Raw genomic sequence first — 16323 nt, forward strand, 5'->3', positions numbered from 1 at the left:
TTTCGGGCCATTTATCTTCATATTTTGATAAATCTTTCGATTTAGTGGTTTTATTTGCGTGTGGGTTCGACCGGCTCACCCTGTCTGCGCTCTCTCCTTGAGCGACAAATTCCCTCAGGAATGGCGCTGTTTCTCTCTATACTTTTAGCGATCAAATAGTTAGCTAGAGAGAAAACAGGGGCTGATAATGTTGTTAAGAGATTCCGGATCCAAGCACCTGATTGAGGTTGCCGATATCGTCACTCTCGCGAACCCATACGAGCTTACGGTGGTGGGGCGCCACCTCTGGGGCGAGGAGGTACAGGACCCCGAGGTGTTCGATAAATCCAGTTTGCAATTCCTGTCCGGGGAGTCCCTGCCCAGGTGCTGGCACGACAGTCGCTACCGGGACCGCGAAGTGCGTCGGATCAAATGCGGCACACGTATCAATGACAGTGACTATTATCAGGGCGCCTAGCTGCCGCTAGGCCGTCACTGGCGTTATTTTGTCCTGATTCGTCCATCCTTGGAGATCAAGCCCAGCACGGGCTAAAGGTGTTTCATCTGGCTCGCCTACTATTCGCCGCCGTTGATCTGGCAAACGGCAGCGCTAACTCGTGGTTTCGTACCAATACCTCCTATACAATACGCGCCAAATTTTCATCGGCCCTCAGGGCGGGGTTATCGGGTGTTTTCCCGGTAAGCATTGGGCAGTATCCGGTTCGCGGTCTGCTGCTATGCGTCCCCCATCTGCTGGGCTTCTGGGAACCAACTGCGGAAATGTTGTGCCATGAGCTTTGAGCTGTTTGAAGAGTATTCTTTATTCTTCGGTATCGGTGGTCTGATTCTTTTCATGATGTTTATTGTTTGGAATCTGGCCAAAGAGTCCAAAGCTGGTCGGTTCGGTACTTTCATTCTGTTTACCGCCCTTGGGCTAGGCTTGCTGGGCTTTGTGATCAAAACCGTGCTGGTTGAAGTCATGGGGTTGGGTCAGTAAAACCGTTGCGGCTCCTTCCAAATTGGGATGCCAATTTCGAACATATGGAGCATTCGCCGGATTCGTCTTATGCCGTTATTTGATCACCCCGAGCTGAAAGTACAGAAAGATCGCCGGGTCTGTCGCAATACCGATACCCGTATTGCCAAGTACAGTCGCCGCGGGATGCTGTTTTCGCTGGTTGCCTTTGCCGTCGCGGTAGCCATCGGCGAATTACGTACCAATTCGCCAAAGCTGATACTGGTACTGGCCATCGGCCTCGTACTGGTAACTCTGATTCGTGGCTATTACGTATTCCGTTTCGAGCAAATCTACGCCACGGGCCCCAAACGCTGGCGGCATCGCTATTTTCTTGCCTCGACGATCGGTGCCATCTGGTGGGGCGCCATATTGCTGAGCCACGCTTTCCTGCTGGGCTTTTCTCCGGCTACGCAATTTCTCTGGCTTTACACTGTTGTTTTTTGCGCCAGTATTGCGTCCGTTTTTTCCCCTTATCACCGTTTTCTTACCTGGTTTCTCGCTGGCTCACTGGTGCCCGCTGCGCTTCAGGGGTTCCTGTCTACCGACATCATCGGCGCTATCTACGGTGCACTGACCCTGGCGTTTGTCTGGTTGATGGCACACCAGGCGCGACGGGAATCCGAAAATTACTGGGACCGGGTGGCGGCGATGCAGGCGCTACAGCAGAAAGCCAGCAATCTGGCCGCTGCGCGCAAGCATTCGGAAGCGGCCGTAGAAGTAACCAATGAATTTCTGGCCAATGTAGGCCAGGAGTTTCGCAGCCAGCTGTCCGATTCCCTCGGCGCACTGGCGTTGCTGGAAGGCGATCGCCTGTCGGAGCGCCAACGCGAGTGGATCAAGCTGGCCAAAAATGCCAGCAATCAGCAGTTAAAGCTGGTCGATAACGTGGGAATGTTCACCCGCGTTGCCCGCAAAGATATCCAATTGCGACGCGCCCCCTTCAACCTTGTCCGCACCATGGAGAAGGCGTTCAAGTTCGCTGCGCGCACGGCTCAGCGCCAGCGCCTGGAGTTCAACTTCCAGATCAGTGAAGACTTGCCGGTTATGGTCACGGGCGATAACCGCAAGACCGCACAGTTGATCCGTAACCTGGTGGACTCCGCCACCATCATTGCCCAGACCGGTGAGCTCTGGGGTGAAGCTACGTTCGAGCAGATCAGTAGCGATGAAGGGCAACTGACGCTCAAGCTCCTGGATAATGGTCGCGGTGAAATCCTTCCGGATGAGTCCGAACTCTTTGGTGCTTTCTCCAGAATGAACACGACACAGGTAACCACTGGTCTTAGCCTGAACATTGCCAAGGGGCTGGCCGAGGCCATGGGTGGATATCTGCAGTTGCACTCGTCGGACGACGGCAACCGCTATCAGGCGGTGATCAAATTTGAGATAGAGCCCAATCAGCGGGTTTACCTGAACCCGGATCGACGGCTGCAGGATACCGATGTATTACTGCTGCACCAGAAAGGGCTATTCGTAAATGGCATTGCCCAGATGCTGCAGTCATTCGCGATGAACGTCACTTGCAAGCACTGGGATGACGGCAGCACCGAGCCCGCGGACGAGCTGATGCAGGCGATGGACCGTGGGCAGCTGGTTATTCTGGCGCCGGCAATGGGGGATTCCCGCCTCATCGGGGGAGTGACTCAGGTAATCACATCGTCGCGAGCCGACCCGCTGAAGTTTCCGCTACTGTGTCTCGGTGGTTATGGTCACAAACTGGAATTTGCGGCACTGGCGGCAGCCGAGCCAGAAGCACAGTATTTACCTAGACCGGTCACCCGTAAGGAATTTCATGATGCGCTGGTATTGCGTCTCTTCGGCGGACTCAAGAAAAGCAACCGTCGTGTCGTGTGCGCCAATGCGGAAAGCAACCGCAAGCGAAAGCTGTTGCTGATCGAGGAGTCTCGTCAGCACCAGGGGGTGACCGAAGAGATGCTGCAGACCCTCGGTTATCAAGTGGAAGTCGTGCCTTCGATAGAATCCGCACTGGCATTGATGCCGGATAACAACTATGACCTGCTGTTGGTCGACTGCCAGCAGAACACCGCGCACAGCGCTGAAATTATCGAACAGTTGCGTCTTTGGGAGAGTGAGTATTCCCCGGATGACCGCCTGCCGATCATTGCCCTGACCAGCACCACTGAGGAGCAGTTTGAAGGGCGTTGTCTGGCGGCAGGAATGGATGACTTCCTGACCAAGCCCCTCAGTAAGGACAGTCTGTCGGAAGCCCTGGAGCGTTGGCTGGGTGAGTAAGCCGGAATAAGTCCGAATCAGAGCCTCAACTAGAGGTGTAAGTAAAAATGGCCTGTCTCAGACAGGCCATTTTTTTATCCTGAGTAAAAGCCGAATCAGAAATCGTATTTCAGGCCCAGTTTTACTCGCCAGGTAGATTCCGCAGTCTGGAAGCGCGCGTAGCTCTTACTGTTCAGACCGCCGAAAGGCTCGTTATAAATGTACTGTCCGTTTTCATTGACCGTGAAATCGAACAGTTTCTGTTGCGGGAACTCCAGATCGTACACTTTGCCCCAGTCATCGTTGAGCAGGTTGGCAAAGTTGTCGACGGTCAGGTAGACCAGCCCCCGATGCTCCGGCATAAACCCGGGAACTTCCTGGGTAATGGCCAGATCCATGGTGGTTACCCAAGGCATATTGTCAGAATACTTCTCCACGAATCCCCCAGCAGCTCCTTCGACACCGGCCGCGCGCACCATTTCCATGATCTCGGCGTAGCTCAGGCCATTGTCGAAATCCATATTGGGGTCGTCAGCACCGGACGGAATGTATGCCAGGTATACATCGGAATCGTCGAAATTGGTCTGGTCACCAAAAGCGGCATCCCGATAGGAGTCCAGGGTCCAGGAGAAGGGACGCCCGGAACGGCGCTCGACGAACAGGTTGAAGTTGGTTTCGTAGCCCTGGATGAACTCCTTGCGGTAACCCAGGTTCAATACCAGGCGGTGTTCGATTTCGTAGTAGGCGGTGCCTTCCAGTGGTACGTTGCGATTTTCAACCACCTCGTACTGATAGTTGGACTCGGCCGTGGAGCTGGTGCCCGGGTTTACTTCCGTAATGTCCTGATGGGTATAGGACAGGTTGAGAGAAACCCCATTGCTGAATGCCTTGTCCAGGGCGGTGGACCAGATAATGCTGCGGCCACTGTTGTCGACGTTGGTCAGCTCCAGATCGTAGTTATCTTCGAATTCGGTGCCGGCATAAACGTTATCCCAGATAATGCGGTCACCGACGCGCTCACCGCTGTCTACACGGGAGAGGTCGCGCCAGTAAACAGAGTTCTCCCGGTCCACGTAGGTCAGCTCGGTGCTCCAGGTGAAGTCGTCGCCGAGTCCTGGCACTGTAAACATATAGTCTGCCGCGATCTGGTAGCGCCAGTCGGAAGGCAGCTCGAAGTCCGGGTCGATACTGTTAGTGCTGCCGGCACCGGGTGCCAGGGCGTCCAGTGCGACCTGGGGAATACCAGCAGGGTCGACCGAGTTGCTGTCCAGGCCCGTTGTGTAAAAGGAATCTTTGGTAGCGCCGTCATTGGTATAGGCGTTGGACACCCAGACCAGTGGCATACCACCACTGAATCGCCCGACACCGCCGCGCACTGTCAGGTCTTCACGCAGATCCCAGTTGAATCCAACCCGCGGTAACAGAATGTCGCGGCCATCCAGGTTTTCGGTGTTGGCGTAGCCGTAGGTGTCTTCGAAGTTGCTGTTGCGGTTAGGGGAATCTTCCACGCTCAGCATTTCATAGCGCAGGCCGGCAACCAACTCAAAACCCGCAAAGGGCTCCAGGGTGGCGTCGGCATACAGGGAGTAGGTCTGGCCGTTTACATCGTAGGCAATGTCCTGAATGTCGTTGGTATAGGCATTGCTGTACTGGTAACTGGCGATTTCGCGATTTTCCAGATCGTCAATGCTATCGAATGAAAAGGTACCGGCAGCGTGACGACCATAAAGGTTGTAGTTCCAGGTATCTTCAAGCTCTGCACCGAAGCGATACTGGACCTCATTGGCCATATAGGTACCGTGTACGCCGAAGTTCCAGACTTCATTTGCAAGCACGTTGGCATGACGGTTTTCATCCTGGCCGGCAACGATGGTGCCGTTGGCTGTTCTTACATTGATTTCACCCCAGTTGGAGTTAGTCAGAGAGGCTTGCTCGTATTCCTTGTAGGACAGATTGACTTCCGTGCTGAACACATCGCTCCAGTCGGAGAAAAGGTGGCCGGTGTAGTAATTTGTATCCTGAGCCAGAGTCCACAGGTTGGAAGACAGGTTCAGGGTGCTGTCACTATCGGTATAGTTGCGTGCAGAGCGGGATTCCTGATTGCTGTAGGTAAAGTCGGCGCGGTGGTTGTCGCCAATGTTCCAGTCCACTTTTACCAGGAATTTCTCATCGCTGTCGGGGCGGGGGGCTGAGCCTACGGAATCGCTCAGGCCGTATACGTCCTGCATGATCCCCAGTACGCGCTGCAGCTCCTGTGGCGTAACGTCGTGGTTCTCCAGTGTGTTCAGGTTGTAATTGAAGGCAACATCTTCCTCCCATTTTTCATAGGAGGAGAAGAAAAACAGCTGGTCCTGAATCATGGCGCCGCTGAAGGTCGCACCATAGGTTTCCGCCTCACTGTCGATATCGTACTCGGTCACAGCGCCATCGGCAGGCAGTTTGTCGTCCTTGGCGGTTCCACTCCAGGGTACAGACTCCATGTAGGCGCTGCCGTGGAATTCATTGGTGCCGGACTTGGTTACCGCATTGATATTGCCGCCGGTGAACTTGCCCATACGCGCATCAAACGGTGCATAAGAAATAGATATCTGCTCAACCGCGCCCAGGGAAATCGGCGGGCGATTGGTGGGATAACCGTTGGACTGCAGGCCGAAGGTATCGTTGATGCCCACACCGTCGATGGTCAGGGAGTTGTACTTGGGGTTGGTGCCGGCGATGCTCAGTTCATTGCCGTCCGGGCTGACAACGGCGAGCGGATTGGCGCGCACTATCTCTTTGAGGTCGCGGCTGAAGGTGGCTAGATTGTTAATCTGGTCTTCACCAAAAATACTGCTGGAACCGCGATTCGCATAAACCTGCGCTTCCGCGGTAACGACAACCTCTTCAACGGCGTTGACTTCAAGACGATCGCTGTCCAGATCAATGGGCAGGTCCAGGGCATTGCCGAGGCTGAGGTAAATGCCTTTCAGCACTTCTTCACCGGAATCGGACTGGACCTGTACGCTATAGGGGCCACCCACCCGCAGGCCGGAAACGCTGAAGCGGCCACTATTGTTACTCTGGATAACACTGCGGCTGTTGGAGGGCTGGTGAATGATGGTTAGCGTGGCATTTTCCACCGGCTTTCCATCTTCGCTGGTCACAATACCGCGGATGGACGAGGTGGTTTGCTGAGCCATAACCGAGGGCGCAATGCCCAGGGCGGTGATCACCGCGGCCGATAACAGGGCTCGGGGAAAAAAGCTGTGTTTCATGAAACTCTCCATTTAGGCCGAGAAAGGCCTTGGTTGCGACTGGACTTCGAGCGGGTCTCGCGCCTGCTGTTCGAAAATCCGCTCAATCAACGTGTCGGTATTCGACAAATCTGTATTGAACCGAGCGGCCAGTTCCTGTGTGTATCTCAAATTGGTCTTGCCGTATGACGGCGCGCCCATTCTTCCGAAATGCCATTGCAGTGGCATGACGGGAAAATTTCAGAGATATCGCAAAATGGTTACTCCGATAGGAGTTTCATGGAGAGCACCGAAACTGTAATAAATCCTCCGTAAGGTTGCCCCACTTTTGAAACGCACGATAAATAATCCGTGTTGGTTTCTTTACTTACCGTTCACCTGTTATCGATACCGGGGAAACCATGCAAAACCTTATTCGAAAAGCGCTATTCGCTATGGCTCTGGTTCTGACTGTGGCGTTGCCACTGCCGGGGTTTGGCTGGGGTGCTGACGCGCATCGGGCAACGGGAGAAATTGCCTGGCGATTACTGGATGCGGATACCCAGCGTACAGTGGTTGCGTTACTTGCGGTGAAAGGGGAGTCGTCACTTGCGGAAGCCGGCACCTGGGCAGATCGAATTCGCAGTAACGAAAACTACAACTGGGCGGCGCCGCTCCACTATATCAACCTGCCTACAACCTGGGAGGGATACAATAAATCTCAGGACTGCCCTTCACAGGGGTGCATCATCGAAGCAATCCACCACTATCGCCAGCAGCTGTCGGATAAGAACCTGCGTGAGAGTGAGCGTGCAGAAGCGTTACTCTTCCTGGTGCATTTTATTGAGGATCTGCATCAGCCAATGCACACGGGGTTGCGGGAAGATCGCGGCGGGAATGATGCGAAGCGCACCTTCTACGGATTCGAAACCAACTTGCACGCGCTCTGGGACACTTATTTGCCGGCAGGCTTTCTGGGAGATTGGCAGGATTTTGCCGGTGCCCAGGTTGATCAATTGAGCAGGAAGGATCTGGCCGCTATGGCTCCGGGGACACCGGAAAGCTGGGCAGAGGAATCCCACCGGCTGGCGCATCGCAATGCCTATACTGACCAGAAGGTAATCGGAGAAGCCTACTACCAGGTGAACAAGCCAGTGGTTGAATTGCGTTTGCGCCAGGGAGGAATCCGACTGGCGGCGGTGCTCACTGCCGCCTTGAAAGACGGCTGATTGGTGGCTGATTGGTGGCTGATTGGTGGCTGATGTGGGCTGAAAGAGGGGGAAGTATCCATATCTGGCGATACTTCCCAATGGTTTACATCTTTACATCGACCGCTGATCGATACGCTTGCGGAATTCCTCACTGGTTTCTTTGCGTTCGGAATAGCGGTCGGTAAAGTAGTCCCGCTTGTCTTTCAGCAGGTAGGTGAATTTCATCAGTTCCTCCATCACGTCTACAATCCGGTCGTAGAAAGATGAAGGCTTCATGCGATCGTTGTCGTCAAACTCGAGCCAGGCTTTGGGTACGGAAGACTGGTTGGGAATCGTGACCATGCGCATCCAGCGCCCAAGTATCCGCATCTGATTAACGGCATTGAAAGACTGCGAGCCGCCACAGACCTGCATCACGGCGAGGGTTTTACCCTGAGTCGGTCTAACGCCTTCCAGGGCGAGGGGAATCCAGTCAATCTGCGCTTTCATAATCCCGGTCATGGCACCGTGCCGCTCTGGCGACGACCACACCATCCCATCACACCAGTTTGCCAGCGCTCTCAGCTCCTGTACCTTGGGGTGCTCGGCATCGGTATCGTCCGGTAATGGCAGGCCGGAAGGATTGAATATTCGAGTCTCCGCGCCGAGTGACTCCAGTATCCGTTGTGATTCCTTCGCCGCAAGGCGACTAAAGGAGCGCTGGCGCAGGGATCCGTAGAGCAGCAATATCTTGGGCTTGCTCTCAAGGATCGGCGACTGCAATTGACCGAGATTGGTGTCTTGAAAACAGTCCGGTTGAATATTTAACAGGTCGTCCATCTTGTCGTCCATCTTGGTTGCCTCAGGATTCAAGCTTCCGCGCCAAACCAGTGGCGGGTGCGATTTGAAAAAGCGACCAGTGATAGCATGACCGGAACTTCTACCAGCACGCCAACCACCGTGGCCAGCGCGGCACCGGAGTGCAGTCCAAACAGGGAGATGGCTACCGCTACGGCCAGTTCGAAAAAATTAGAAGTGCCAATCATGCAGGCGGGCGCTGCGATCTTATGGGGCAATTGCATCCGGTGCGCTGCGGCATAACTGATGGCAAAAATACCGTAGGTCTGGATCAGCAGCGGTATGGCAATCAGTACGATGGCCAGTGGATTCGCAATGATTGTTTCTGCCTGGAAGCCGAACAGCAGAACGACGGTTGCCAGCAGACCGGCCACGGAGAAGGGTTTTGCCTTATGCAGAAAGTCGTTCAGTTTCTCGTGGTCATTGGCCGAGTCCAGGACTCGCCGTGTCAGAACTCCAGCGACAAGCGGCAGCAGGACATAGAGTACAACGGAGATCACCAGCGTATCCCAGGGTACCGTGATATTGCTGACCCCGAGGAGCAGGGCGGCAATCGGGGCAAACGCAAACACCATGATTACATCGTTCACCGATACCTGTACCAGGGTGTAGTTGGCATCGCCACGAGTCAGCTGGCTCCAGACAAAGACCATAGCGGTACAGGGCGCAACGCCCAAGAGAATCATACCGGCGATGTATTCAGATGCGGTTTGAGGATCCACCAGATCGGCGAACAGCACCCGGAAAAATAGCCAGCCGAGGGCAGCCATGGTGAAGGGTTTGATCAACCAGTTGACGACCAGGGTCAGCGCCAGGCCCTTCGGCTTGTCTCCCACATGGCGAATGGACGAGAAGTCCACCTGGACCATCATCGGAAAAATCATTACCCAGATGAATACTGCAATTGGCAGGTTGATGTGGGCAATTTCCATTCCCGCGATGGCTTGAAACAGGCCCGGGGCAAGGTTGCCAAGCAACAGGCCGGCGAAAATACTCAGCGCCACCCAAACCGAGAGATAGCGTTCGAAGATCCCCATGCTTATTGCTCCTGAGTCAATTTCAGCAGGGCCTCAAGCAGTTCCGAGCCAAACTTTTGATCCAAATTTTCTTCCAGCATGCGAGCGACTCGAGTCTCGATAATATCGATTGTCTCATTAAAGGCCGCGGCCACTTCATCGTCACTGGCTTCGAGTTTGGATGGGTCGGAGAGCCCCCAGTGGACTTTCACTGTATCGCCCAGCCAGATTGGGCAGGCCTCGCCGGCAGCACTGTCGCAGACGGTGATGACAGCATCCGGCTTCCAGTCTTCCAGATCGTCCCAGGATTTACTGTGCAAACCTGTGGTCGCGATACCTCGTGCCTGGAGGTATTTCAGTGATAGAGGGTGCACGACTCCAGAAGGCTGGCTGCCGGCACTGCGCGCCTCCAGTCGACCACTGGCAGCGTGATTGGTAACCGCTTCACTCAAAATACTGCGGCAGCGGTTATGGGTGCAGATAAACAGCAGTTTCACGGATTGGTCATTCCTTTAGATTTTGCGTATTGAATCGGGGGTGGCGTTAGCCGCAAAGGCCATCCCGAGTAGGGCGGCTTTGCATTTGTGTGAGGGCCGTTGCATTTGGTGCGATAAAGCCCGGATTCGCGTCCAATGTGGTCTCCAGTACCTGTTTTACCCAGGATGGTAACGACGGGTTCAGGCGATAGAAAACCCACTGGCCCTGTCGCCGGTCCACAAGCAGGTCACACTGGCGCAGCTGCGCTAAATGCCGCGAGATTTTCGGTTGGCTTTCGTTCAGCGCCGCCATCAATTCGCATACGCAGAGTTCATCTTCGCTGGCGATCAGTAGCAGGCATCGAAGCCGGGTGTCATCGGCGAGACATTTGTAGATCGAAACTGGGTTCACGCTGGGCCTCATCTCAGGATGCTGGGCAACCATATATGAAAATTCAGATATATGAAATATCAGATGTGCGAAAAATTGAATAGGTGAAGTTTCAACTGTTTTGTTAGGTGAGTGAGTGAGTGAGGGAGGGTGCTTGTAGAGGGCGTTAGAGGGCGCGCTAGGACAGAGCGCCAGGACAAGATATTGAGATGGAGGCAAGAGCACAGGTAAGTCCCGTGCTCTTGAAAGGGCGGATCAGACCTTGAACTCAGCCCATACCGGCGCGTGGTCAGAAGGCCGCTCCATACCGCGAATATCGTAGTCGATACCGGTAGCGATACAGTTGTCTGCCAATGACTGGCTCGCCAGGATCAGGTCAATACGCAGGCCGCGGCGGGGCTCGCGGTCGAAGCCTTTGCTGCGGTAATCAAACCAGCTGAACAGATCATTGGTTTCCGGGTTCTGGGCGCGGAAGGTATCCACCAGCCCCCAGTTCTGGATTTTCTCCAGCCACTCGCGCTCTTCTGGCAGGAAGCTACATTTGCCATCTCGCAGCCAGCGTTTGCGATTGGGTTCACCGATGCCGATGTCCAGGTCGGTCGGCGAAACATTCACATCGCCGATTACCAGTACCGGTGCATTCTTGTCGCACTCACTGTTCAGGTAATTGTCCAGGTCAGCGTAGTACTTCTGCTTGGCGGGAAACTTGATCGGGTGATCGCGGTTTTCCCCTTGCGGGAAGTAACCGTTGATCACAGTCAGTGGTTGTGCCGCGCCGATATCAAACTGGCCTGCCACCAGGCGACGCTGAGCGTCTTCTGCATCGGTGGGGTAACCGTATTGTTTTTTCAGGAAGGGATAGCGGGAGAGCAGGGCGACGCCGTAGTGGGTCTTCTGGCCGAAGTAAATCACTTCATAACCCAGGTCGCGCACCACGTCTTCCGGGAAGTCCTCGTCGGTGACTTTGGTTTCCTGCAGGCCAATGATGTCCGGCGACTGGGTCTGTACCAGTGCTTCCAGCTGGTGCAAACGAGCGCGGATGCTGTTTACGTTAAAGGATACAACTTTCATTTTCCCTCCCCGGAAATGATAAAAGCCAAAGCCCACAAGGGTCGTGGGCTTTGGCGATATGGTGTGTTACCGGCTTCTTTTATTGGGCAAACATGCCCGGCCAGCTCGTTTTATGGCGCAGGTTCGCTAATCGAAATTAGCTACCTGAGGGGCGCTTTTGTGCTTTTTTAGGCCGACAAAGTCCGCCATGATAAAGCCCGCTTCATTCAGTACCGGATCATCTTCCAGTGTGATTTCGGTAGGGCCACCTACTGTTTCAGTATCTTCCGACTCGCTTTTTTCGAGTGCTTCAAAGCTCTCGTAGGGCTCCAGTCCCTTGGCTGCCCGGCGCTTGTTTTCCATCGCCAGAACTTCCTGGTTCAGGTCTTCTCGCTCCTGGATTCGGGCTTGCTCGTTCAGCGATACAAACTTCTTGTTGGCGCGGTCGGTCTGGTATTTGAACTGCTCGCGCAGGAATACAAAGTCCGGGTCAACGGAAGTGCGCTTCTCGTGTTTACGGGAAAGCTCCGGTACCAGTTCTTTCAGATTGAAGTATTTGGCGTGGCGTACCGCGTGGATACGATCCCAGGGCAGGGCGGTGTCATAAGCGCTTTCACCCACGCTCTCGCTATCGATCAGCTGCGGCATGCTGATATCAGGGGATACCCCTGCGTGCTGGGTGCTGTCGCCGGAAACCCGGTAGAACTTGGACTGGGTAATTTTCAGCTGGCCTTCTTTCAGCGGTGCCATGGTCTGTACGGTGCCTTTACCGAACGACTGATTACCGACCACAAGGCCGCGGTTGTAGTCCTGAATCGCACCGGCAAAAATCTCGGACGCGGAAGCGGACAGTCGATTGATCAGTACCATCAACGGACCGCGGTACATGGCGCGGGAGCGCGAGCGGTTGTGACGGGAAATCTGCTCATTGGCATGACGAATCTGAACCACCGGCCCCTGGTCGATGAACAGGTCGGTCAACATGGTAGCTTCCTGCAGGGAGCCGCCACCGTTGTTACGCAGATCCAGAATCACGCCATCGACGCCTTCTTTCTGCAGCTCGTCCAGCAGGCGCGCCACATCCCGGGTGGTGCTCTTGTAGTTGGGGTCGCGGCGGCGATAGGCCTCGAAATCGATGTAGAAGGTAGGCAGATTGATTACACCGATTTTGTAGCTTTGCTCACCATCGGAAAACTCGAAGGTGGCTTTTTTGGCCGCCTGGTCTTCCAGTTTCACTTTGCTGCGCTGGATAGTGATGGTGCGATGGGTGCCGTCGCCACCAGTGGGAATGGTTTCAAGGCGCACATAGGTGCCGGCCGAGCCGCGGATCAGGTCCACAACATCGTCCAGGCGCCAGCCGACGACGTCGACCATCTCACCTTCTTTGTCCTGGCCCACGGCAACGATTTTGTCGTTGGGCTTCACTTTGCCAGTACGGTCGGCGGGACCGCCTGCGACCAGGCGTGCAACCTTGGTGTACTCATCTTCCATCTGCAGCACCGCGCCGATACCTTCCAGCGACAGCGACATGCTCATATTGAAGTTTTCCAGCGAGCGCGGAGAGAGGTAGTTGCTGTGTGGGTCGTACAGACGGGTCAGGGAGTTCATGTAGAGCTCGAAAACATCGTCGGAATTCTGCTGGCCGAGGCGCTTGAGCTGACCCTTATAACGGCGCTGCAGCAGGTCGGCGATTTCCTCGTCGCTTTTGTCGGTCAGTCGCAGGTTCAGCACACTGGACTTGAGACGCTTGCGCCAGAGGTCATCGGCAGCGCTGATGGACTGGGGCCAGTCGCTCTTTTCCCGATCCAGCTCAAGAGACTCTTCTTTGCTGAAGTCGAACTTCGGCAGGCCGCCGTCGAGCTGGGAGAGGATGTTGTTGAGCCGGTCGGAAACCCGCATGCGGTAGCGGTTGTAGATCTCGAAGCCGCGATCCACGTTGCCTGCCTTCAGGTCGTCGTCGAGCTTGGTACGCCACTGGCGAAACTCGCTGATATCAGAGGACAGAAAGTAGCTCTTGGTGGGGTCGAGACTGTCGATGTATTCGTCCCACAGCCCGGTGGACATTTCATCGCCCACTTTGAGCTTGTTGTAATGCAGCATTTCGAGCTTGCTGACGATCTCACGGGCGGTGCCGCCCTGGTCTTCGTGGGGTTTAAGATCTTCGACGTCTGCCAGACTGGCCGGCGAGATGAGGACCAGGAAGGAGATTGAAAGGCCGGAAATCAGAGCGGCTATTCGATTGCTAAGCATATGGAGTCTCTTTATACGTCCTACTTCAAGGCGTCCCACTGTCAAATAGGGCCGGACATGGATCTCCGGAGCAGTGGCGACTTATAGCTTAGGACAAGTATAAAGGCTGAAAGCTCCGAAAGGCATGAATTGCTTCTTGTACGAGGCCAATGGTGCGCAGATTGCGGTAATTTGCAGGATGATTTTTCCGTCAATTGCCCCGTGAAGATGGGGGTTTGCTCACAAAACCGTCAATTCGGGGCCCGGATTTCCTCTCGACTTCACTATTTTCACTCGATTTCGACTAATTGAGTGTCGATTGCGCTCAGTTGAAGCGAAAAATCTCGGACCAATGGCCGTCCAAATGGCCAAAATGACCCGACTAAACCGCGACAGTTGACGATTGAGTCGTATCGGTGACTTTTCTAAGGAATCGGGAGGTCTGCAGCATCTCCAACATGGCTTCCACGTGGCGGGCGCCGACCTCGGCAATATCGAACGCATCCGGGTTCATCAGCCACTCCTGTAGCAGGCCGACAATTCCGGCGTGTACGACCGGCACCGCTACCGGTACATCCAGGTCTTGCGGCAACTGACCAACGGTGACGGCGGTTTCAAGCAGGTTGCGAAGCCGAGAATTGGCATCCGCGTGCCCCTCAGCACAACGTTCATTGATTTCACCGTTTTCCGGCACCCATTCACAACGGAGAAAAATAATCGCAAAGATCCTGCGCCACTGCACATTGTTCATCACTTCCCGGTACATAAACATCCAGCGCTTGCGGAGCTCGCCCAGAGGATCAGTGCAGCCTTCCATTGGCGCCTGGCAGAGGGATTCGTCCGGTAGCTGGATTCGGTCGGCCAGGGCGCTGAACAGGTCGGCCTTATTCTGGAAGTGACCGTAAACGGCGCCGCGGGTCACGCCCGCAAGCTCCGCAATTTCAGTCAGGGAGGGGCGTGACACGCCACGGCGGTCGAAGACTTCGATAGCGGCATCGAGTATGCGTTCACGAGTTTCCAGTGCGTCTTCTTTTCTGCGTTTGGCCATGAAATCCGATCCTGAATATGCGACATCGTGCGAATTGAAGCCTCGCACGAGCATGCTGGTTGGTCGCCCGGCCCACTTTTGAGGATATCTGAGGGTATCGGGCTCATCGGCTTTGACACGCGAGATTTTCTGTGTACCGCCGGTTGCTCTGCCGAAATGATAATTCATATGCACGCGTGAATAAATAGTTGATATTCATTCATGCATGTATTTAAATTGTCGGTATTCGCCAGATAAGTCACGTTTGTCTGGTCCATCTGTTTCTTTATTGACCGGGTCTATCAGTCAGCCTGTCACGGTCAGTTGGGAATCGCCGCTCCGGGGGAGTTCGTCGTGAGCGGCATCTTTCAACCAGGATTCCACTTCCCTTGGTGCCCGTATTTCGGCGCCAGTATGGACGCAATCACGAGGTCGTCATGTTGCAGAAAAAGAAGTCGTTGATCTCCGGCAGCCTGTTGCTTGCCGTAGCGCTGCTGTCAGCCTGCGGGGAAAAGCAGCAAGCCATGCAAGGGCATACGCCGCAGGTCACCGTCGTCACCCTGGCGAGTGAGCCGGTTACCCTGACGCGTCAGCTGCCCGGGCGAACCAATCCCTTCAAGGTGGCGGAAGTGCGCCCGCAGGTGGATGGCATCGTCAAGGGACAATTGTTTAAAGAGGGCGGTCTTGTTGAAGCTGGCGCAGCGCTGTATCAGCTGGATGACGCCCGCTATCAGGCCGACTACGACAGTGCCAAGGCCTCGCTGGAGCGGGCGCAGGCGGCACTGAATGTGGCAAAACTCCAGGCCGGCCGAACCCAAGAGCTGGTAAAGACCGGTGCAGTGAGCAAGCAGGACAACGATACCGCGGTTGCCTCACTGCAGCAGGCGAAAGCGGATGTGGCCGCAGCAAAAGCGGCGGTGCAACGCAGCAAGGTAACGCTGGAGTTCGCCCGAATCAGTGCGCCGATCAGCGGTCGTATCGGAATTTCCTCGGTGACTCAGGGCGCTCTGGTGAATGCCAATCAGGCAGCGCCGCTGGCGACGATCCAGCAGCTGGACCCGATTTATGTGGATTTGACCCAGTCAGTCAGCGAATTGCTGAACCTGCGCAAGGCGCTGGCAGCGGGCACCATGGAGAACACCGACGACCTGCCGGTCTCCATTCTTCTCGAAGACGGCAGTCCCTATCCCCACGCTGGCAAACTCGAATTCTCTGAGGTGAGTGTCGACCCGACGACGGGCAGTGTTCGCCTGCGCGTAGTGGTGCCCAATCCGGACCATGCGCTGTTGCCGGGAATGTATGTGCGCGCGTCCGTAGGCAGTGGGCAGCGTGAAAATGCCGTACTGGTGCCGCAGCAAGGCATCGCGCGCGACCCCAAGGGCAACACCACCGCGATGGTGGTTGGTGAAGGCAATACCGTGGAAGTACGCCCGGTACAGGTCTCTCAAACTGTGGGTGCCAGCTGGCTGGTCGAGAGTGGCCTGAAGGCTGGTGATCGCGTGATTGTTGAAGGCCTGCAGAAGGTTCGCCCAGGTGTGGTAGTGAACGCCGGTGAGGCCGCTGCGCCTGCACCGGTAGACTTGCCGGCGCCGAAAAATGAAACCGCAGATAGCGCGCAGAGCGACGCCAGCAAGGGGTAATTGAA

The 16323-nt window shown here is 55.3% G+C and carries 13 protein-coding genes; 5 read left to right on the forward strand and 8 right to left on the reverse strand.

Translation table 11 applies throughout. The annotated features are described in order from the left end of the window. Positions 1-187: 187 nt before the first annotated feature. From M0G74_RS05585 to M0G74_RS05595, 3 genes are all read left to right on the forward strand, one after another. Positions 188-457, forward strand: coding sequence for an acetyltransferase (locus M0G74_RS05585; protein WP_248215484.1), 270 nt, complete (start codon positions 188-190; stop codon positions 455-457). A gap of 312 nt (positions 458-769) precedes the next feature. Continuing rightward, the gene (locus M0G74_RS05590; protein WP_160153701.1) at positions 770-976 is read left to right on the forward strand and encodes a DUF2788 domain-containing protein; all 207 of its coding nucleotides are present in this window, start codon (positions 770-772) and stop codon (positions 974-976) included. 69 nt (positions 977-1045) lie between these two features. Further along, entirely contained in the window at positions 1046-3250 is a 2205-nt protein-coding gene (locus tag M0G74_RS05595; RefSeq protein WP_248215486.1) for a hybrid sensor histidine kinase/response regulator, read from the forward strand. Positions 3251-3345: 95 nt separating this feature from the next. Here the strand turns inward: M0G74_RS05595 and M0G74_RS05600 are convergent, their stop codons facing one another. Continuing rightward, positions 3346-6483: a TonB-dependent receptor gene (locus M0G74_RS05600; protein WP_248215488.1), complete on the reverse strand. Its 3138-nt coding sequence runs from the start codon at positions 6481-6483 to the stop codon at positions 3346-3348. Positions 6484-6863: 380 nt separating this feature from the next. Here M0G74_RS05600 and M0G74_RS05605 point away from each other — a divergent pair, with 380 nt between their 5' ends. Continuing rightward, complete coding sequence (locus M0G74_RS05605; RefSeq protein ID WP_248215489.1) at positions 6864-7670, forward strand: S1/P1 nuclease; 807 nt, start codon at positions 6864-6866, stop codon at positions 7668-7670. Between the two features lie 93 nt (positions 7671-7763). Here M0G74_RS05605 and arsH read toward each other — a convergent pair whose 3' ends face one another. The 7 genes from arsH to M0G74_RS05640 all read right to left on the reverse strand — a co-directional run bounded on the left by arsH (position 7764) and on the right by M0G74_RS05640 (position 14699). After that, positions 7764-8483, reverse strand: a complete 720-nt coding sequence (gene arsH / locus M0G74_RS05610; RefSeq protein ID WP_282450044.1) for an arsenical resistance protein ArsH — start codon at positions 8481-8483, stop codon at positions 7764-7766. Between the two features lie 17 nt (positions 8484-8500). Then, positions 8501-9526: an ACR3 family arsenite efflux transporter gene (arsB, locus tag M0G74_RS05615; RefSeq protein WP_248215493.1), complete on the reverse strand. Its 1026-nt coding sequence runs from the start codon at positions 9524-9526 to the stop codon at positions 8501-8503. Positions 9527-9528: 2 nt separating this feature from the next. Next, entirely contained in the window at positions 9529-10002 is a 474-nt protein-coding gene (locus M0G74_RS05620; protein WP_248215495.1) for an arsenate reductase ArsC, read from the reverse strand. A 46-nt stretch (positions 10003-10048) separates the two neighbouring features. Further along, positions 10049-10393: a metalloregulator ArsR/SmtB family transcription factor gene (locus M0G74_RS05625; protein ID WP_201276815.1), complete on the reverse strand. Its 345-nt coding sequence runs from the start codon at positions 10391-10393 to the stop codon at positions 10049-10051. Between the two features lie 234 nt (positions 10394-10627). Continuing rightward, positions 10628-11443: an exodeoxyribonuclease III gene (gene xthA, locus M0G74_RS05630; protein WP_160153693.1), complete on the reverse strand. Its 816-nt coding sequence runs from the start codon at positions 11441-11443 to the stop codon at positions 10628-10630. A gap of 126 nt (positions 11444-11569) precedes the next feature. Then, on the reverse strand, positions 11570-13672 hold the full coding sequence (locus tag M0G74_RS05635; RefSeq protein WP_160153692.1) for a carboxy terminal-processing peptidase: 2103 nt from the start codon (positions 13670-13672) through the stop codon (positions 11570-11572). A gap of 361 nt (positions 13673-14033) precedes the next feature. Next, on the reverse strand, positions 14034-14699 hold the full coding sequence (locus M0G74_RS05640) for a TetR family transcriptional regulator (protein WP_248215497.1): 666 nt from the start codon (positions 14697-14699) through the stop codon (positions 14034-14036). Between the two features lie 416 nt (positions 14700-15115). On the opposite strand from M0G74_RS05640, the gene M0G74_RS05645 reads away from it, so the two are divergent. Beyond that, on the forward strand, positions 15116-16318 hold the full coding sequence (locus M0G74_RS05645) for an efflux RND transporter periplasmic adaptor subunit (RefSeq protein WP_248215499.1): 1203 nt from the start codon (positions 15116-15118) through the stop codon (positions 16316-16318). Positions 16319-16323 lie beyond the last annotated feature (5 nt).

The sequence above is a fragment of the Microbulbifer sp. CAU 1566 genome, assembly GCF_023156515.1.
Classification (GTDB): Bacteria; Pseudomonadota; Gammaproteobacteria; order Pseudomonadales; family Cellvibrionaceae; genus Microbulbifer.